This window comes from Methylobacterium sp. Leaf102 (assembly GCF_001422425.1).
Lineage (GTDB): Bacteria > Pseudomonadota > Alphaproteobacteria > Rhizobiales > Beijerinckiaceae > Methylobacterium.
In genome coordinates, this window is sequence record NZ_LMMX01000018.1 from 1 (window position 1) to 17,521 (window position 17,521).

General features: G+C 70.8%; 16 protein-coding genes and 1 pseudogene. 9 read left to right on the plus strand and 8 right to left on the minus strand.

The window, feature by feature from the left end; all coding sequences use genetic code 11:
* Nucleotides 1–331: 331 nt before the first annotated feature.
* A complete protein-coding gene (locus tag ASF27_RS11085; RefSeq protein WP_056174573.1) occupies nucleotides 332–751 on the minus strand; it encodes a hypothetical protein in 420 nt (139 codons plus the stop codon).
* A 182-nt stretch (nucleotides 752–933) separates the two neighbouring features.
* Between ASF27_RS11085 and ASF27_RS11090 the strand changes: the two genes are divergently transcribed.
* The 3 genes from ASF27_RS11090 (at nucleotide 934) to ASF27_RS11100 (ending at nucleotide 2,974) form a co-directional block, all read left to right on the plus strand.
* Nucleotides 934–2,064, plus strand: coding sequence for an HWE histidine kinase domain-containing protein (locus ASF27_RS11090; protein WP_056360095.1), 1,131 nt, complete (start codon nucleotides 934–936; stop codon nucleotides 2,062–2,064).
* Complete coding sequence (locus ASF27_RS11095) at nucleotides 2,046–2,534, plus strand: response regulator (protein ID WP_244476591.1); 489 nt, start codon at nucleotides 2,046–2,048, stop codon at nucleotides 2,532–2,534. Before ASF27_RS11090 ends, ASF27_RS11095 begins: the two co-directional genes overlap by 19 nt.
* A gap of 164 nt (nucleotides 2,535–2,698) precedes the next feature.
* Nucleotides 2,699–2,974 (plus strand): hypothetical protein, encoded by a 276-nt coding sequence (locus tag ASF27_RS11100; RefSeq protein WP_156398822.1) that lies wholly within the window; start codon nucleotides 2,699–2,701, stop codon nucleotides 2,972–2,974.
* Between the two features lie 54 nt (nucleotides 2,975–3,028).
* Here the strand turns inward: ASF27_RS11100 and ASF27_RS11105 are convergent, their stop codons facing one another.
* The 4 genes and pseudogenes from ASF27_RS11105 to ASF27_RS23110 form a co-directional block, all read right to left on the minus strand.
* Nucleotides 3,029–4,807: an ABC transporter ATP-binding protein gene (locus tag ASF27_RS11105; RefSeq protein WP_056360098.1), complete on the minus strand. Its 1,779-nt coding sequence runs from the start codon at nucleotides 4,805–4,807 to the stop codon at nucleotides 3,029–3,031.
* Between the two features lie 323 nt (nucleotides 4,808–5,130).
* Nucleotides 5,131–5,574 carry a hypothetical protein gene (locus tag ASF27_RS11110; RefSeq protein WP_056360102.1) on the minus strand — a complete coding sequence of 148 codons (444 nt, stop codon included), beginning with the start codon at nucleotides 5,572–5,574 and terminating at the stop codon, nucleotides 5,131–5,133.
* A gap of 98 nt (nucleotides 5,575–5,672) precedes the next feature.
* On the minus strand, nucleotides 5,673–6,182 hold the full coding sequence (locus ASF27_RS11115) for a CinA family protein (RefSeq protein WP_056360105.1): 510 nt from the start codon (nucleotides 6,180–6,182) through the stop codon (nucleotides 5,673–5,675).
* A pseudogene (locus ASF27_RS23110) lies at nucleotides 6,179–7,502 on the minus strand (bifunctional 2-C-methyl-D-erythritol 4-phosphate cytidylyltransferase/2-C-methyl-D-erythritol 2,4-cyclodiphosphate synthase). Before ASF27_RS23110 ends, ASF27_RS11115 begins: the two are co-directional and overlap by 4 nt.
* A gap of 142 nt (nucleotides 7,503–7,644) precedes the next feature.
* On the opposite strand from ASF27_RS23110, the gene dusB reads away from it, so the two are divergent.
* The 6 genes from dusB to ASF27_RS23410 all read left to right on the plus strand — a co-directional run bounded on the left by dusB (nucleotide 7,645) and on the right by ASF27_RS23410 (nucleotide 13,397).
* Nucleotides 7,645–8,721 (plus strand): tRNA dihydrouridine synthase DusB, encoded by a 1,077-nt coding sequence (dusB, locus tag ASF27_RS11130; RefSeq protein ID WP_056360110.1) that lies wholly within the window; start codon nucleotides 7,645–7,647, stop codon nucleotides 8,719–8,721.
* On the plus strand, nucleotides 8,718–9,857 hold the full coding sequence (locus tag ASF27_RS11135; protein WP_056268354.1) for an ATP-binding protein: 1,140 nt from the start codon (nucleotides 8,718–8,720) through the stop codon (nucleotides 9,855–9,857). The genes dusB and ASF27_RS11135 overlap by 4 nt, the downstream gene beginning before the upstream one ends.
* Nucleotides 9,858–9,866: 9 nt before the next feature.
* Nucleotides 9,867–11,327, plus strand: a complete 1,461-nt coding sequence (gene ntrC, locus ASF27_RS11140; protein ID WP_056174598.1) for a nitrogen regulation protein NR(I) — start codon at nucleotides 9,867–9,869, stop codon at nucleotides 11,325–11,327.
* A gap of 198 nt (nucleotides 11,328–11,525) precedes the next feature.
* Nucleotides 11,526–12,872, plus strand: coding sequence for an adenylate/guanylate cyclase domain-containing protein (locus ASF27_RS11145; RefSeq protein WP_082479015.1), 1,347 nt, complete (start codon nucleotides 11,526–11,528; stop codon nucleotides 12,870–12,872).
* Nucleotides 12,873–13,017: 145 nt separating this feature from the next.
* Nucleotides 13,018–13,275, plus strand: a complete 258-nt coding sequence (locus ASF27_RS11150) for a hypothetical protein (protein ID WP_056360112.1) — start codon at nucleotides 13,018–13,020, stop codon at nucleotides 13,273–13,275.
* Nucleotides 13,269–13,397, plus strand: a complete 129-nt coding sequence (locus ASF27_RS23410) for a hypothetical protein (RefSeq protein WP_274533802.1) — start codon at nucleotides 13,269–13,271, stop codon at nucleotides 13,395–13,397. Before ASF27_RS11150 ends, ASF27_RS23410 begins: the two co-directional genes overlap by 7 nt.
* Before the next feature lie 84 nt (nucleotides 13,398–13,481).
* On the opposite strand, the gene oxlT is transcribed toward ASF27_RS23410, so the two are convergent.
* The 3 genes from oxlT to ASF27_RS11165 form a co-directional block, all read right to left on the minus strand.
* Nucleotides 13,482–14,756, minus strand: coding sequence for an oxalate/formate MFS antiporter (gene oxlT, locus ASF27_RS11155; protein WP_056360115.1), 1,275 nt, complete (start codon nucleotides 14,754–14,756; stop codon nucleotides 13,482–13,484).
* 73 nt (nucleotides 14,757–14,829) lie between these two features.
* Complete coding sequence (locus ASF27_RS11160) at nucleotides 14,830–15,702, minus strand: class I SAM-dependent methyltransferase (protein WP_056174604.1); 873 nt, start codon at nucleotides 15,700–15,702, stop codon at nucleotides 14,830–14,832.
* Nucleotides 15,703–15,760: 58 nt separating this feature from the next.
* Nucleotides 15,761–17,359 carry a gamma-glutamyltransferase family protein gene (locus ASF27_RS11165; RefSeq protein ID WP_056174607.1) on the minus strand — a complete coding sequence of 533 codons (1,599 nt, stop codon included), beginning with the start codon at nucleotides 17,357–17,359 and terminating at the stop codon, nucleotides 15,761–15,763.
* Nucleotides 17,360–17,521: the final 162 nt, after the last annotated feature.

Genomic DNA, 17,521 nt, shown 5'->3' on the forward strand with positions numbered 1-17,521 from the left:
GCAGCGTCAGGTACGGCGCGACCAGCGCCCATTCATCATCGGAAACATCGGACGGGTAGGCTTGGCGCGAAGAGGTCATGCCTCCTCATCTGAATTCCAAACCGCTCAGGTCCATAACAGCCTCTAGGCATGACGGCTTGCGTTTCAGGAAGCCCGGCCGTCTGAGCACGGCGACAGGAAAACGTTCGCGCTGGATCGCACGACGCTCGCCACACCATTGCGTGCAGGTTGCCGTCCCGCGGCACTGCCTCGGCCGGTCGAACCCATCAACCCGTAACGAAAAAAGGGCCGCCTTTCGGCGACCCCCCTTTCATGGAATGTTGTCGGACGTTCAGTAGCCGTAATAGCCACCGCCGCCGTAGCCGTAGGCCGGAGCGTAGCCATAGGCGGGGGCGTAGCCGTAACCGACCGCGCGCGGGCCGCCGTAGGAATACCCGCCATAGGCCGGGTAACCGTAGCCGCCGCCATACCCGCCGCCGTAGGCGCCCGCCGCAATGGCGCCCGCTGCGAGACCGGCGATGCCGAGGCCCACGGCCGCGCCGGTTCCGATGCCGCGCCGTCCGTAACCACGGCCATAGCCGCCACCGTAGCGACCGTAGCCGCCGCCATATCCACGGCCATAACCGCCGCCGTGACCGTAACCGCCGTGACCGTAGCCACCACCGTAACCGTAGCCGCGGGCTTCGGCGGGGGCGGCGGCGAGGAGGCCGAGACCGAGGACGGCCGTCGCGGCGAGTGCGAGCTTGCGCATGCGAGAGTTCCCAGAGTTGTGAGGATTGATGCAACAACCCGCCAGACGCGAGACCGTTCCGTCCCGCCCGCGGCGCCGGATGGCGAAGCTGCGGGAGGCGGGTCCCGGAACACGCGCAGCGTTGACGCGAACCATCCGGCAGTGCACGGCGTTGGCACCCGTTCCGTGGGAAGGATCCAGCCGTGCCGCAATCCCGGCAGCCCCTGCAATCGTCCGCCCTGGCTGCGGCTTCGCTCGCGACCCTGCGGCGCGGCGACCAGTTGTTCGAGACGGAGCGCCGGCTGAATGCGGTGCTCAACAACGCCTCGGTGTCGATCTTCCTCATGGATGACCGCCAACACTGCGTCTACATGAACCGCGCCGCCGAGCAGTTGACCGGCTTCACCCTGGCCGAGGTGCTCGCGCGCGATTGCCCGCTTCACGACATCGTGCACCACACCTATCCAGACGGCCGGCCGTTCCCCCTCGCGGAATGCGCCATCGACCGGGCGTTCCCCCAGAACAACCACGAGCGGGGCGAGGAGGTGTTCGTCCACGCCGACGGGCATTTCTATCCCGTCGGCTTCACCGCCAGCCCGATCCGCGACGACTCGGCCAACATCATCGGCACCATCATCGAGGTGCGCGACATCAGCGAGGAGAAGGCGGCGGCCGAGCGCCAGCGCCTGCTCCTCAACGAGCTCAACCACCGGGTGAAGAACACCCTGGCGACGGTGCAGTCCATCGCCGCGCAGACGTTCCGGGGCCTGGCCGAGGTCGGCGCCCGCACGGTGTTCGACGCCCGGATGGCGGCCCTGTCCACGGCCCACAACGTCCTCGTGGCGGACAATTGGGAGAGCGCCAGCCTGCGCAGCGTGGTCACGCGCGCCCTAGCGCCCCATCTTCTCGCCGAGGTCGACGTTGACCGGTTTCGGATGGACGGGCCGGATGCCCGGCTTCATCCGAAGGTGGCGGTGACCCTGTCCATGGCCCTGCACGAACTGATGACCAATGCGGCGAAGTACGGCGCGCTGTCGGTTCCCGAGGGCCGCGTCCACGTCACCTGGTCCCTCGAACCCATGGCGGACGACCGACAACGACTCGACCTGCTGTGGGAGGAACAGGGCGGCCCCGAAGTCGCGGCCCCGACCCGAAAGGGCTTCGGCTCGCGGCTGATCGAGCGCCAATTGCCCCTGGAATTCGATGGGCGGGCCGAGATCGAGTATCGTGTCGCAGGGGTGGTGTGCAGGCTCGAAGTGCCCCTGACCGCGTTGGGGTGGATGGGACAGGACGTGATCACCGGGCAGACTGCCCCATGGCAGACCGCCCCATGACGGTGCTGAATGGACGCCGCGTCCTTCTGGTCGAGGATGAGAGCCTCGTCGCCATGCTGGCCGAGGACATGCTGATGGACCTCGGCTGCGAGGTCGTTCTCGCCATGCGCCTCGACAAGGCCCTGGCGCTCGCCCGCACGGAGACGTTCGATGCCGCCGTGCTCGACGTGAACCTCGGCGAGGCCCGGAGCTACCCCATCGCCGACGTGCTGTTCGAGCGCAGCCTGCCGTTCCTGTTCGCCACGGGCTACGGCACGCAGGGGCTGGAGCGGGCCTACCAGAGTGTCCCGGTCCTGCAGAAGCCCTACCAGCAGGGTCCGATGGAACACCTGCTGCATCGTCTGCTGATTTGCGGCGAGCTGGCACAGAAGGGGTCCGAGCCCTGCATGCGGCCCGGCTGCACCTGCCAGGCCTCCCTGCGCTCGCCGTCCGGCGGAGGGACGGGGTTCCAGGCCGACAGCCCGGCCTGAGCCCTCCCCGGCGGAGGCGATCGCCACCGGGGGCCCGACCGCTCGACTGCCCGCTGCTTCCCATGGTCGCCTGCCAACATCCGTGCGAACCGCTATGGTCCGGGGCCTGACCGCACGCGACGCCGAAGGGCGACGTCCCGCGCGTGCCACGCATGAGTGCCCCCATGAGTGCCACCCTCCTCGGGCTCACGACCCTCGCCTTCCTGTTCCCCGCCCCGGCGGAGCGGCCGGCCTTTCCCGATCCGCCGCGCGGAACCGGATGGGCCATCGCAGCGGTGGCGGTGTTCCTCGGCCTCGTGACCCTGGTGCCCCTCAGCCTCGCCTTGGCCGACAAGTGGGTGATGGACGCCCGGGCGGCCGAGTGCCGGGCGACGGGCGGCCGGATCGCCTACGTCTCGGCCGAGGGCCGTGCCCATCGCTGCGAACACCCGGACAAGTGACCGCCGATCCGCAGGCCGGGGCATCGCCCGTCGCCGTAAGGTGAGGCACCGTCCTCATGCACGCACGGCCGCTTGGGTCTCGAACAGCGCGCGGTACCGGCCCTCCGGCTCATGGATCAGGTCATCGTGGGGGCCGTCCTCGACGATGCGGCCGCGGTCGAACACCAGGATGCGGTCGAGGGACCGGACCGTGGAGAGCCGGTGGGCGATGACGATGGCGGTGCGCCCGCGCATGAGCCGCTCCATCGCCTGCTGGATCAGGGCCTCCGATTCCGAATCGAGGCTCGAGGTCGCCTCGTCGAGGATGAGGATCGGCGCATCGGCCAGGAAGGCGCGGGCCAGCGCCACCCGCTGGCGCTCGCCGCCCGACAGCTTCACGCCGCGCTCGCCGACCAGGGTGCCGTAGCCCTTCGGCAACCGGGCGATGAAGTCGTGCGCGTTGGCGAGCCGCGCCGCCCGCTCGATGGCCTCGGCGGAAGCGCCCGGCCGCGCGTAGGCGATGTTCTCGGAAAGCGACCGGTGGAACAGCACCGGCTCCTGCGGCACGATGGCAATATTCTCGCGCAACGAGGCTTGGGTGACATCGGCGATGTCGATGCCGTCGATGCGGATCCGCCCGCCGGTGACGTCGTAGAGCCGCTGCACCAACTTGACGAAAGTGGTCTTGCCCGATCCCGAGCGCCCCACCAGACCGACCCGCTGTCCGGGGGGAATCGTCACCGAGAGGTCGCGGTAGAGCGGCGCGGCGTGCCCGGCATAGTGGAACGTCACCGCCTCGAACCGCAGCGCCCCGCCCGTCACCGAGAGCCCCGTCGCGCCGGGCCGGTCGGCGACGCCGTAGGGCTCTGAATCGAGGGCGACGAGTTCCTCCATCTCGTTCACCGCCCGCTGGAGGTGGTTGATGTGCTGGCCGATGTCGCCGAGGTAGCCGTGCACCACGAAGTAGGTGGTGAGCACGTAGGCGACGTCGCCGGGCGTGGCGGCCTTCGTCCACCACAGCCACAGGGCGACGCCCACGATGGCGGTGCGCAGGGCGAGCAGCAGGCCGAGTTGCGCGGTGACGCTCCAGGTCACCCGCATCCAGGTGCGGCGGGTGCGCTTGTGCCACTTGCCCAGGATGTGCGCGAGGCGCGCATCCTCTCGGCCCTCGGCGCCGAAGGCCTTCACCACGGCGTTGTTGCCGATGGCGTCGGACAGGGTGCCGCCGAGCCGGGTGTCCCAGCCGTTGGAGAGTTGCGCTGCCGGGGCGATCACCTTGGTGGCGAGGCCGATGGCGGTGCCGACATAGGCCAGGGTGCCGAGCCCGATGACCGCCCCCATGGCGGGCCAGTGCCAGCCGAGGAGCACCATGGTGCCGAGCAGCACCACCACGGAGGGCAGCAGGGCGAGGAGCAGGGTGTCGTTGAGCCCGTCGAGGGCCCACATCCCCCGCGAGATCTTGCGGACCGTCGAGCCGGAGAAGCTGTTGGCGTGCCAGTCCGTCGACAGGCGCTGGACCCGGTGGAAGCCGGCCCGCGCCACGTCCGCCATGGTGCCGAGGGTGAGCGGCACCACGAGGGCCCAGGCGACGTGGCGCAGGCCGATATGGACCGCACCCAGGGCCGCCATGGCGGCGAAGGCCGGCAACGCCGCCGCGAGCGCCGCGTCGCGGTCGTCCCCCGCGAGGGCATCGACGAGGCGACCGGCGTAGAGCGGCAGGAACACGTCCGCGAGGGTGGCACAGGTGATGGCCGCGACGAGGCCGGCGACGAGGCCGAGCCGCGCGCGCCATCGGCGGAACACGAAGGCGAGGACCGCCCGATAGGCGCTTTCGCGCTGGTTACGAACAGACATGGGAACCTCGCGACGCGGATCGTGCGTCGTTCCGGAGGCCGCGGCACGGTGCGAAACCGGCGGCGGACAAAAGGACAAAAGGATCGGAAAAGGAGCGACGGACGGAAGCGGGACGCCCTCGGGCGCGCGGCTGACGTCAGATCTGGCAGCCGAAGCGGCTGGCGCCGGCACGGACGGGAATCGCTACGATACGCATGCGGCCTCCCTCGTCGGCGCGGGAACAATCGGGCGGTGGGTTGAGCATGGCGCGCGGTGATTCGCAAGCCGACCCGAAGGGGCGACACGCGGATGGAGGCAGGGTGCGTCCCTCACCACCGAGGGCTTCAGGCGGTATTGACGAGACCTTGGAGCAGCGTCCGGTTCGCCGCGACGAGATCCCATAGGATGCGGGTGTTGCGATCGTCGTTCGCGTCCATCCACGCGTCCACGGCCGTCAAGGCGGACGGTGTGCGCCAGTTGCGCATGCCGGTCTCGTAGGTCTGCCGGAATTCAGGGTGTGCCGCGTCGGCCTTCAGGATCGCCAGCATCGCGTTCTGACACGGAAGGGGCGTGGCTTCGAAGTAGGTCCATACGCCGGAGCGGACGCCCTGGGCGAACCACGTAAGACGCTCGACGAGACCGAACGCGACCTCCGGCAAGCCGTAGGTCGGCGCCTCGGGATCGTAGCGGCTGCACCCGGCGAGAATGCCGGCGATCCAGTCGAGATCCTCGTAGGCCGGCGCCGCGAGCATCCGATCCAGGGTCGCGGACGAGAGAATGATCGGCATGGTCTACCTCGGCGAGGGTATCTGCCTCAGCGAGGGTACTTGCCTGGATCGCGCCTCGGAACCCTGTCGTCGCGGACACGAGGCTCGGTGCCAACCCGTCAGGGCGCCGGCATCGGGCCGACGAACCCTTCGAGCAACCCCAGCGCGTCCCCCACGGCCAGACGCCGGATCTCGCCCCGGCCGAGATCGCCGTAGCGCCGCTCCAGATGACGCGTCGGTTCGCCCGTGAGGGCCAGCCCGAAATGCACCAGTCCCACGGGCTTGTCCGCGCTGCCGCCGCCCGGGCCGGCGATGCCGGTGATCGCCACCGCCACATCGGCGCGGGCATGGGCGAGGGCGCCCTCCGCCATGGCGCGGGCCGTCGCTTGGCTGACGGCGCCGTGGGCGGCGATCAGCGCGGTCGGCACGCCGAGGGATTCGGACTTGGCGTCGTTCGAATAGGTGACGAAGCCGCGTTCAAGCACCGCCGAGGAGCCCGGCACGGCGGTGAGCAGTCCGGCGACGAGGCCGCCGGTGCAGGATTCCGCCGTGGCGATTCTCCGCCCCGCCGCCGCGAAGGCGGCGACCAGCGCCTCCGCGCGGGCGAGCAGGGCGGTGTCTGCGATCAAGACCGACGCTCGGACGTCTCGGAGGCGGTGTCGAGGTCGATCTCCGGCAGGCGCACGGTGGCGGCGGCCTGGGCGGCGAGGCCCTCGGCCCGGCCGACGAAGCCGAGCTTCTCCGTGGTCGTCGCCTTGATGGAGACGGAGGTCAGCGGCACGCCAGCGATCTCGGCGATGCGGGCGCGGATGGCTTCGCGGTGGGCGCCGATGCGCGGGGCCTCGGCCAGCACGGTGATGTCGAGGTGATCGATCTTGCCGCCGCGCGCGCGGACGAGATCGCAGGCATGCGCCAGGAAGCGGTCCGAGGAGGCACCGCGCCACTGCTCGTCGGAGGGCGGGAAGTGAGTGCCGATGTCGCCGTCCGCGATGGCGCCGAGCAGGGCGTCGGTGAGGGCGTGGAGAGCCACGTCGCCGTCCGAATGGGCGAGCACGCCCCGGTCGGCCGGGATCTTGATGCCGCCGAGCCAGACGTGATCGCCCTCCGTGAAGGCATGGACGTCGAAGCCGGTGCCGAGGCGGGTGAGGTAGGTGGTCATGCGGGCTCCAGGCTGAGCGGGTTTCGTGAAAGCGGCCGACGCACGTCTCGCCTCAAAGGGAGGCGGGGCCGGAAAAGTCGCGGTCGGCGTCGATGAGGTCGGAAGGCTGGGTGATCTTGCGATTGCGCGGGTCGCCCTCGAACACCACCACGGAGAGACCGGCCCATTCGGCGAGCGCCCCGTCGTCGGTGAAGCCGTCGAGGTTCTCCGCGCGCGCGGCGCGATGCGCATCCAGCAGAAGGCGAAAGGCGAAGGCCTGGGGCGTCTGCACGGCGCGCAGGGTTTCGCGGGCCGGCGTCTCGACCACACGGCCGATCCCGGGCGCGATGGTCTCGACGCGCTTGATGGTGTCGGTGACGGCAAGGCCCGGCACGGCGGCGCCGTAGGCGCGCCCGGCCGCCAGGGCGCGGTCGATGAGGGCGGTGTCGACATGCGGGCGGGCGGCGTCGTGCACGAGGACGAGATCCGGCGTCGCCCCCGTCGCCAGGGCTTCGAGCCCGGCGCGGACGGAGAGCTGGCGCGTGGCCCCGCCCGGCACTGGCGCCCGGAGTTTCTCGCGGTGGGCCGGGTCGAGATCGGCGACGCATTCGTGGTAGAACGCCTCCGCGTCGGCCGCGATGACGGGCTGGATGCAGGTGATGGACTCGTGCGCGGCAAGCGCCGCCAGGGTCCGGGTCAACACCGCCTGGCCGCCGACCCGGCGATACTGCTTGGGCACATCGCCGCCGATGCGGATGCCGCGGCCGGCCGCGACCACCACTGCCGCCGCCTCGAACGCGGTGCCGGCCATGAAAACGCTCCCACCATCGCGTTGCAAGGCCTTGCGGATTGTAAGGGCTTGAACGAGCCCAGCGTTTAAGCGGGGCATGGCGTGAAATCAAATCGCCGGGAGCGCTTGCGCCCGCCGCGGTTTTGACTATTCCTTGAGCACAATGATCCATGATGATTATTTGAGCGTTCTGCGCTCGCCCTCTTCCCCGTCGTCTGCCGTCCCCGGGTCCATCCCGGCGCCGGGCGGTTCCGGCCGGCCGGTGCCCGTCCTGCTGGCGCCGCTCTCGGGCGTCACCGACGTGCACATGCGCCGGATCGCCCGGGCCTGCGGTGCCAGCGCCGTGGTCTCCGAGATGGTGGCGGCGGCCGAGTTCGCGCGCGGCAGCGTCGAGGCCACCCTGCGGGCCGAGGGCGGGGGCATCGAGCCCCACGTCGTCCAGCTCGCCGGCTGCGCGCCCGAGCCCATGGGTTTGGCCGCGCGGATCGCCGAAGAGAACGGCGCCGACGCGATCGACATCAACATGGGCTGCCCGGCCAAGGTCGTGACCGGCGGCGCCTCCGGCTCTGCCCTCATGCGCGACCTCGACGGGGCCACACGCATCCTCGCCGCCGTGCGCGCCGCCGTGTCCATTCCGGTCACGGTGAAGATGCGCCTCGGCTGGGACCATGCCAGCCTCAACGCCGCCAGCCTCGCCCGGCGCGCCGAGGGGCTCGGCCTCAACGCCGTCACGGTTCACGGCCGCACCCGCCAGCAATTCTACAAGGGCAATGCCGATTGGGACGCCATCCGCAGCGTCGTCGAGGCGGTGTCGATCCCGGTCATCGCCAACGGCGACATCACCACCCTCGACGCGGCCCGAACCTGCCTCGCCCGCTCGGGTGCGGCCGGGGTGATGATCGGGCGCGCCGCCGTGGGCCGGCCCTGGCTCGTCGGCGAGATCGCGGCCGGGCTCGCGGGCCGGGCGGGCCCGACCCTGACGAACGCCCGCAAGGCCGCCTTCGCCATCGCCCATTACGAGGGGATCCTCGCCCTCTACGGCGTCCGCATGGGCGTGCGCCATGCCCGCAAGCACCTCGCCGCCTATGCCGAGGCCGGCGGCGGCCTGTCGGCGGACGGGCGCACGCGGCTCCTCACCACCACCGACCCCGCCGTGGTGATCGCCCTGCTGGCTTCGGCGTTCGACGGGGAAGCCCGCGGCGGGGCGACGACGGACGCGGCGATGGAGAAGGCGGCATGACGGGCCCTGACGAGTCCCGCGGCCCGACCGTCGCGGCCCCCACCAGCGAAGCGGTGATCAACGCCCTGCCGCTGCCGGTGCTCACCATCGGGGTCGACGACCGCATCCTCCACGTGAACCACGCCGGCGAATCGTTCTTCGACCATTCCGCCCGGCTGATGCAGCGCCGGCGTCTCGCCGACATCATCCCGTTCGCCTCGCCCATCTCGGCCCTCGTCACAGAGGTCCGCCGCCGCCGGGCCAGCGTCAGCGAGTACGGGGTCGAACTCGTGCATCCGCGCTCGGGGCAGGAGCGCAGCGTCGACGTGTTCGCGACGCCGCTGGGCGACGACGGCGAGGCCGTGGTGCTCATGCTGCAGGAGCGCACCATCGCCGACAAGATGAACCGCCAGCTCACCCACCGGGGGGCGGCCCGCTCCATGGTGGCGCTCGGCGCCATGCTGGCCCACGAGATCAAGAACCCGCTGGCCGGTATCCGGGGGGCGGCCCAGCTCCTCGAGCAATCGGCCGACGACGAGGACCGCCTCCTCACCCGACTCATCTGCGACGAGTCCGACCGGATCGTCCGCATCGTCGAGCGCATGGAGCTGTTCGGCGACGAGCGCCCGGTGGAGCGCGTCTCCGTCAACGTCCACGGCGTGCTCGATCAGGTGAAGCGCTCGGCCCAGTCGGGCTTCGCCCGCCACATCCGCTTCGTCGAGACCTACGATCCGTCGCTGCCGCCGGTGCTCGGCAACCGCGACCAGCTGATCCAGGTGATCCTCAACCTCGTGAAGAACGCCGCCGAGGCCATCGGCGCCGACACGGTGGACGGCGAGATCACCCTGTCGACGGCCTTCCGCACGGGCCTGCGCCTGCAGATCCCGGGCTCGCGCGAACGCGTCAGCCTGCCCATCGAGGTGGCGGTGCGCGACAACGGACCCGGCGTCACCGCCGATCTGCTGCCGGACCTGTTCGACCCGTTCGTGACCACGAAGGCGCAGGGGTCCGGCCTGGGACTTGCTTTGGTGGCCAAGATCGTCGGCGACCACGGCGGCATCGTCGAATGCGATCCCGCGCCGCGCCGCACCACCTTCCGCCTTCTCCTTCCCATGTCGAGCGCCCGTGACGGGCGCGAGTCGAGCGCGGAGCTGTAGAGTCGCTGCATGCCCAACGGCCACATCATCGTCGCGGACGACGACGCCGCCATCCGCACCGTCCTGAACCAGGCGCTGTCGCGGGCCGGCTACGAGGTCCGCACCACCGGCAATTGCGCCACCCTCTGGCGCTGGGTCGCCGAAGGGGAGGGCGACCTCGTCATCACCGACGTGGTGATGCCCGACGAGAACGTGTTCGACCTGCTGCCCCGCATCAAGCGGGTGCGGCCGGAGCTGCCGATCATCGTCATGAGCGCGCAGAACACCTTCATGACGGCGATCCGCGCCTCGGAGCGCGGGGCCTACGAATACCTGCCCAAACCCTTCGACCTGAAGGAGCTCATCGCCATCGTGGGGCGCGCGCTGTCGCGGCCGCGCGGCACGCCGGCCCCCGGCGCCGACCCCGGCAACGAGGATATTCCCCTGGTCGGGCGCTCGCCCGCCATGCAGGAGATCTACCGGGCGCTGGCCCGCCTGATGCCGACCGATCTCACGGTGATGATCACGGGCGAGTCCGGCACCGGCAAGGAGCTGGTCGCCCGCGCCCTGCACGATTACGGGCGTCGGCGCACGGGCCCGTTCGTGCCCGTCAACATGGCGGCGATCCCGCGCGACCTCATCGAGTCGGAACTGTTCGGCCACGAGAAGGGCGCCTTCACGGGGGCGCTGTCGCGCTCGGCCGGCCGGTTCGAGCAGGCCGAGGGCGGCACCCTGTTCCTCGACGAGATCGGCGACATGCCGATGGAGGCCCAGACCCGGCTGCTGCGCGTGCTGCAGCAGGGCGAGTACACCACCGTCGGCGGCCGGGTGCCGATCAAGACCAACGTCCGCATCATCGCGGCCACGAACAAGGACCTGCGGGTCTCGATCCAGCAGGGCATCTTTCGCGAGGACCTGTTCTTCCGCCTCAACGTCGTGCCGCTACGCCTGCCGGCCCTGCGCGAGCGCTCGGAGGACGTGCCCGACCTCATCCGGCACTTCTTCGTCATGGTGGAGCGCGAGGGCCTGAGCCGCAAGCAGCTCGACGGCGAGGCCATGGAGCGATTGAAGCGCTACCGCTGGCCCGGCAACGTCCGCGAACTGGAGAACCTCGTCCGGCGCCTCGCCGCCCTCTACCCGCAGGAGACCATCACCGGGCCGGTGATCGAGGCGGAGCTCGACACCCTGCCGCTCGCCCAGAGCGCGCCCGCCAACGGCACGGCCCGCAAGGCCGCCGGGGAGGGCGAGACGCTGTCGGGTGCCGTGGAGCGGCACCTGGCCGAGTATTTCGGCAATTATCGCGATACCCTGCCGCCGCCGGGCCTCTATCACCGCATCCTGCGCGAGATCGAAGGCCCCCTCATCGGCGCGGCGCTGGCGGCCACGCGCGGCAACCAGATCCGCGCGGCGGAGCTGCTCGGGGTCAACCGCAACACCCTGCGCAAGAAGGTGCGCGACCTCGACCTGCAGGTGTTCCGCAACGCCCGGTGACGCCGGCACGGGGGGTGGGACGAGGGACCGGGACTTGACGATGCCGTGAGGGAGGGACGCGCGGCGGATGATCGGGGCATCTGCATGCGTTCACGACGCATGCGCCCACGACATCGCTCGCGTCGTCATGCGGCGTTGGCCCGGTTCGCGCCCTGTGGCCTAAGACCGGCCAGCCCGAATCCCTCCTGCCGGAGTCTCATGCCCCCGTTCACACGCCGCCCGCCCCACGGCGACCCCACCGTCATGCGCCTCATCCAGACCGCTTCGGGGCGGCGCTCCCTCGTGCTGCACCTCGTGATCGTGCTGGTGCTGCTGGCCACCGCCAAGGGCTTCGACGGATCGAGCCACACCGCCAACCACTGGATCGTGCTCGTCGTCTACGCCGTCTGCTCCGTCTGCCTCGGCCTCGCCGACTGGCGCGAGGCCCATCGCGGCCGCCGCCGGGAATATGGCGGCACCGATCCGGACAAGGCGGCCGACACGGAATGGCTCGCCTGGACGGCGACGCTCCTCAATGCCGGCGTCGCCCTGTTCCTCGTGGTCGAGCACATGCTCGTCGGCGCGGTGGAAACCGAGGAGACCGCGACGGCGGTGAGCCGGCTCCCCGCCTTCCTGCTCCTGCTCCAGACGGGCTTGAGCATGCGGGTCCTGCACACGGCGGTGTTCTCGGGCCTCGTCAGCCTCGCCTGGGGCAGCACCATCCTGTTCGCCTTCGCGTACCCCGAGAGCGCCCTGCTCGGCCCGCACGTCACCCTCGACGAGGAGGTGCCGGGCCTGCTCACCTTCATGGCCGCGAGCCTCGTGGTGATCGACGGGGTGCGGCGCCTGCGCTCGGCCGTGACCACCGCCCTGCGGATGGAGCGCGAGCGCACCACCCTGGCGCGGTTCGTCCCCACCCGGGTGGTCGGCGAACTCGCGAGCGCGGGCCTCGAAGCCGTGCGCTCGCGCCATGCCTGCCTGTTCGCCCTCGACCTGCGCGGCTTCTCGGCCTTCACCCGCGAGCATGCGCAGGAGGAGGTGGTGCGCGCCCTCCTGGATGTTCGCGCCCTGACCCACGTGGCGGTGACGGAGCACGGCGGCATCGTCGACAAGTACGTGGGCGACGGAATCCTGGCGCAGTTCGTCGTCGGGCGCCCGCAGGCCCAGGCCCATGCGGCGCTGGCCTGCGGGCACGCCATCGTCGCGCGCCTCGCGGCCCTCAACGCCGAGCGGGCCCGCGAAGGGCGGCCGACCCTGCGCATCACCATGGCGCTCCATTGCGGCGAGGTGCTCGTCGGGGTGTTCGACGACGGCCACCGGGCCGAGTTCACTGTGCTCGGCCAGGCGATGAACACCCTCGCGCGGATCGAGGCGCGGGCCAAGGCAGCGGACCTGACCCTAACCGCGTCGGACGCCTTCCTGCGCCTCCTCGGCCCGGCGATCCGCTCGGGCCTGACCCTTTCGGCCATGCCGCCCTCGGAGTGCCGCGACACCCGCGACCTGGCGCTCTACGCGGTGGCGTGGGCCGACGCGCCGGCAGAAACCGCACTGAATCCGGCCGCGTGACGCGAGAGAAGCGCCTAAGCTTAATCCGCGATGCCGCGTGCGTCGCGACACGTCGTATCCGGCAAAGGCACCCTATATCAGTATCAGACGCAACGGAAACAGACCGGACCGCCGGACTGTACTGATCAGGAGCTAGTAGACAATTATGATGACCCGTATCGCCGCCGCCACCGCCGCCCTGGTCCTTGGTGTTGCTTCGATCTCGTCCGCGATGGCCTTCGATCGCCCGGCCCGCTACACCGGGTTCGCCAACGACACCGAGACGACCGGCACGGTCTACGGCAACCCGCAATCCCGCTCGCCCGCGAATTGCCCGGTGAGCTCCGCCGCCGAGGGCAACGCCAACCAGCAGAACTTCCCGGTCAAGCAGTACGGCCAGACCGCGGGTGGCAACCGTTGCTGAACCGGTCCCTCAAGGCGGTCTCGCTGATCTGGAACGGGTTCTCCTACGCCATGGCGGTCGCCTTCGTGGGCGGCCTGGTCTTGACCCTCATCGGCGCATCCCAGGCCCTGCTCGGCCTGTAGACGCCCCGGGGCGATGGGAAACGAAGAACGGCGGGGCTCGGGGCCCCGCCGTCTTTCGTTCTCGTTCCGCGACTGCCCGCGGGCTCACGCCAGGGCGGGCTTGCCCACGGCCACGGGCGCGCCGCCGAGCCCGAGCCACTCGCGCCGCATGGGACGCAGGACGAACCAGGCGAGGGCGGCGGTGAGGAGGTCGAGGCCGATGGCGATGCCGAACACCGGGATCCACGACCCTTGCGCGGCGTAGATCATCGCCGCGACGGGGCCGCCCAACAGCGAGCCCACGCCCTGCGCCATGTACAGGAAGCCGTAATTCGTGGTGGCGTGCTTGGTGCCGAAGGTGTCGGTGAGGAGCGACGGGAACAGGGAGAAGATCTCGCCCCAGGCGAAGAACACGACGCCCGACAGCAGGGCGAACGCGTAGGCGTTCTCGCGGAACACCAGCATCAGCGCGATGGCGACGGCCTCGGCCGCGAACGCGATGGCCATGGTCTTCTCCCGGCCGATCCGGTCCGAGACCCAGCCGAAGAACGGGCGGGTGAGGCCGTTGGTGATCCGGTCGAACGTCAGGGCGAAGGGCAGGGCGGCAAAGCCGAACACGATGGCGTCGGCGACCCCGAAGTCGCGGGCGAAGGAGGCGAACTGCGCCACCACCATCAGGCCGCCCGTGGACATCATCGTCATCATCACGAACATCAACCAGAACAGCGGCGTGCGCAGCATCTCCTTCGGCGCCGTGTCGTGGGTGCAGGTCGAGAGGTTGCGGGCCGGCGCCGGCAGGGCCTCGCCGGGGCGCGGGGCGCGCAGGCCGAGGGCCGCCAGCACGCCGACGATGCCGAGCACGATGCCGAAGGTGTTCAGGGTCTCGCGGTAGCCCGAGGCCGCCATCATGTTGGTGATGGGGAAGGTGGTGAGCAGGGCGCCCATGCCGTAGCCGGCCGCAACCACGCCGACGGCGAAGCCCCGCCGGTCGGGAAACCATTTCACCATCAGGCCGACGATGCCGACATAGACGATGCCGGTACCGAGACCGCAGAACAGGCCGTAGGTGGCGTAGAGGCCCCACAGGCTGTCGATCCGGGCGGCGAGCACCCAGCCGAGGCCCGAGAGCGCGGCGCCCAGCGCGATCATCACCTTCGGGCTGAACCGGTCGATGAGGTAGCCCTGCACGGGCGAGAAGAACGTCTGCAGGACGATGACGATGGTGAAGGTGACCTGGATGGCGGCCAGCGTCGCGCCGGTGGTCGCCATCAGCGGCTTGGTGAAGAGGGTCCAGACATACTGGGGACTGGAGATCGCCATCATGGCGACGAGGCCGAGGCCGAGTTGCAGCCAGCGCTGGCGGGAGACGATCGTATCCATAATTCACTCCTGAGGCGGAGCGCCCGAAGCATACGCCGTGCCAGGATGTCCGGTGTCGTCTGGTCGTTCGGCGTTAACGCACGGCCGTGACCAGCCAGCACGCCGCTCCGAGCCGCAGGGCTCCGTTCGAGACCCTCTCCGCGAAGTCGCGCAGGACGATCGCGTGGGCGCGGCTGCGGATCTCGGGGGTCTGATCGCGGACGAGGCGGGAAGCCGGGCCGAGGTCGAGGGCGAAGTTCGCCGCCGCCTCGGCCGCTTCCCGGGGGTCGCCGGCCTCGGAGTGACCGAGCACGAGGGGCTCGTCCACGGGCATGAGGGCGATGTCGCGGAACCCGGCGGCGGCCAGGATGCCGGGCAGCCGGGCCGGATCGGCGAACCGGAACGGGCCGGCGGCGTCGAAGGGCGTCGGCTCCGGCTCCGGCACCAGGGCGCGGACGAGGCCGAACGGGTGGTCGATCCAGGCGTTCTCGGCTTGGGCTCGCCAGCACAGCATCGTCAGCCGGCCCTCCGGCCGCAGGGCGCGGTGGAGGTTGGCGAAGGCGGCGATCGAGTCGTCGAAGAACATGATCCCGAAGCGCGAGATCAGGTGCGTGAACGCCGCGTCCGCGAAGGCGTGCGTCTGCGCATCGGCCTCCACCAGGGCGATGGGGGCGCCGCCGGGCGGCCGGGATGCGGCCCGGCGCGCGGTGACGGCGAGGAGGGGCGCCGAGACGTCGGCGGCGGTGACGCGGCCGGACGGACCGACGATGTCGGCGGCCCGCAGGGCGGTGGCACCGGCACCGCACCCGACATCGAGCACGGCGTCTCCGGGGCGCAGGGCGGCGCCCGCGAACAGGCGTTCGGTCAGCGGCGCGAACACCCGATCGAAGGTCGCCTGATGGCGGGCCCAGCGGGCGCCCGCGTCGCCGTTCCAATAATCGCTCTGGGTCTGGTCGGATGCCGCCATGGAGTCTGAACCGCTCTGTGCCTGATGCTCTGGCGCGCGAAACGCGCCGGGCCGGCTTCTACAGCCCTTCGGACCCGCCGTCCGAGCGCGGATCGTGCACCGCCTCGATGCGGCCGTTGCCGGGGTGACGGATCAGCATGCCGGCATGGCCCAGCGAATCGATGTAGGCGCCGCCGAGTTCCTCCACCGTGTGCCCCATGGCGCCGAGGGCGGCGATGCAGGCGGGGTCGAACCGGTCCTCGACCTTGACGGTGAGGGATTCCGCTCCCCAGGTCCGGCCGTAGAGCAGGCGCGGCGCGTCCACCGCGGCGGCCGGGCTCATGCCGTAATCGGCGTAGCGGGCGAAGATCTGAGCCTGGAACTGGGGCTGGCCGTCGCCCCCCATGGAACCGTAGGCCATCACCCGGCCGTCGTCGAAGGCGGCAAGCGCCGGGATCAGGGTGTGGAACGGGCGCCGGCCCGGCTCCAGGGGATTGACGGCGTTGGGGTCGAGGGAGAACGACGTGCCGCGGTTCTGCCAGTGGATGCCGGTCTTCGGCAGCACCACGCCGGAGCCGTACTCCCAGTAGATCGACTGGATGTAGGAGACGGCGAGGCCGTCCCTATCGATCGCCCCCATCCACACGGTGTCGCCCTCGCCGGGATTGCGCAGGGGCAGGGTGGCGGCGCGGCGCATGTCGATGGCGGCGGCCTCGCGGTCGAGGCGGGCGGGGTCGAGGAAGCGCGCGGGATCGACGCTGAGGCGGTCGAAATCCGTGACGATGCGGTCACGGATGGCGAAGGCGCGCTTCGTCGCCTCGATGAGCCCGTGATAATGCGCCGTCGTCTCGGGCCGGGTGACGCCGAGGCGGTCGAAGATCCCGAGGATCAGCAGGGCGGCGATGCCTTGGGTCGGGGGCGGGAAGTTGTAGAGGGTGGCGTCGCGCCGGCGCAGGCTGAGGGCCTGGCGCTCGCGCGGCGCGTAGGCTTCGAGATCGGCCCGGGTCACGGGCGACCCGAGATCGGCGAGGTCGGCGGCGATCTCGCGGCCGAGATCGCCCCGGTAGAAATCGTCGAGGCCCGCATGGGCGAGCTGCGCCAGGGTGTCGGCGAGGCCCGGCAGGCGCCGGATCGCACCGGCCGCATACGGCTTGCCGTCGTCGAGGAAGGTTTTGGAGAAATTCGGCTGGTCGTGGAGGGTGTCGATCTCCTTCGGCACGTAGCGCGCCTCCGAGGGCGAGACGGCGACGCCGTCGCGGGCATGCCCGATGGCGTCGGCCAGGAGGGTCTCCAAGGGCAGGCGCCCGCCCAGCGCCTTGGCGAGATCGAGGGCGAGCCTCCAGCCGCCGATGGCACCCGCCACGGTCAGGGCCGCGTCGGCGCCGCGCGACGGCAGCACGTCGTAGCCCTTGCCGCGGTAGCGGGGAATCGTGGCCAGCGCGCCGGCCGGGCCGCAGGCTTCGATGCCGCGCACCCGGCCGCCGCGCTCGCGGACCAGCCAGAACCCGTCGCCGCCGATCCCGTTCATATGCGGGTAGACCACCGCGATGGTCGCCGCCATGGCCGCCATGGCCTCGATGGCGTTGCCGCCCTGCGCCAGGACGTGCTGGCCGGCGCGGGCGGCGAGCCGATGGGGCGCGGCCACGGCGGCGGTCGCGAAGACGGGTGTGTCGGGCATGGGGGTCTCTTGACTGGGATGGCGCGAGGATAATGAATTTTGGTCACGGGTCGATGGCGGGGCGCAAGGCAGGGTTCGTGCCTCGCCGGGGATCCCGCCGGAGACATCCATCGGCGATCCAAGCGCCGCCCTTCCGAAGGTCTTCCTGCCCAATCCGTATTA

Bases quoted from the DNA above. Each gene is read 5' to 3' on its own strand.
- ASF27_RS11085 (WP_056174573.1), bottom strand. From the start codon at position 751: ATGCGCAAGCTCGCACTCGCCGCGACGGCCGTCCTCGGTCTCGGCCTC.
- ASF27_RS11095 (WP_244476591.1), top strand. From the start codon at position 2,046: ATGGCAGACCGCCCCATGACGGTGCTGAATGGACGCCGCGTCCTTCTG.
- ASF27_RS11100 (WP_156398822.1), top strand. From the start codon at position 2,699: ATGAGTGCCACCCTCCTCGGGCTCACGACCCTCGCCTTCCTGTTCCCC.
- ASF27_RS11105 (WP_056360098.1), bottom strand. From the start codon at position 4,807: ATGTCTGTTCGTAACCAGCGCGAAAGCGCCTATCGGGCGGTCCTCGCC.
- ASF27_RS11110 (WP_056360102.1), bottom strand. From the start codon at position 5,574: ATGCCGATCATTCTCTCGTCCGCGACCCTGGATCGGATGCTCGCGGCG.
- dusB (WP_056360110.1), top strand. From the start codon at position 7,645: ATGATCCATGATGATTATTTGAGCGTTCTGCGCTCGCCCTCTTCCCCG.
- ASF27_RS11135 (WP_056268354.1), top strand. From the start codon at position 8,718: ATGACGGGCCCTGACGAGTCCCGCGGCCCGACCGTCGCGGCCCCCACC.
- ntrC (WP_056174598.1), top strand. From the start codon at position 9,867: ATGCCCAACGGCCACATCATCGTCGCGGACGACGACGCCGCCATCCGC.
- ASF27_RS11145 (WP_082479015.1), top strand. From the start codon at position 11,526: ATGCCCCCGTTCACACGCCGCCCGCCCCACGGCGACCCCACCGTCATG.
- ASF27_RS11150 (WP_056360112.1), top strand. From the start codon at position 13,018: ATGATGACCCGTATCGCCGCCGCCACCGCCGCCCTGGTCCTTGGTGTT.
- oxlT (WP_056360115.1), bottom strand. From the start codon at position 14,756: ATGGATACGATCGTCTCCCGCCAGCGCTGGCTGCAACTCGGCCTCGGC.
- ASF27_RS11160 (WP_056174604.1), bottom strand. From the start codon at position 15,702: ATGGCGGCATCCGACCAGACCCAGAGCGATTATTGGAACGGCGACGCG.
- ASF27_RS11165 (WP_056174607.1), bottom strand. From the start codon at position 17,359: ATGCCCGACACACCCGTCTTCGCGACCGCCGCCGTGGCCGCGCCCCAT.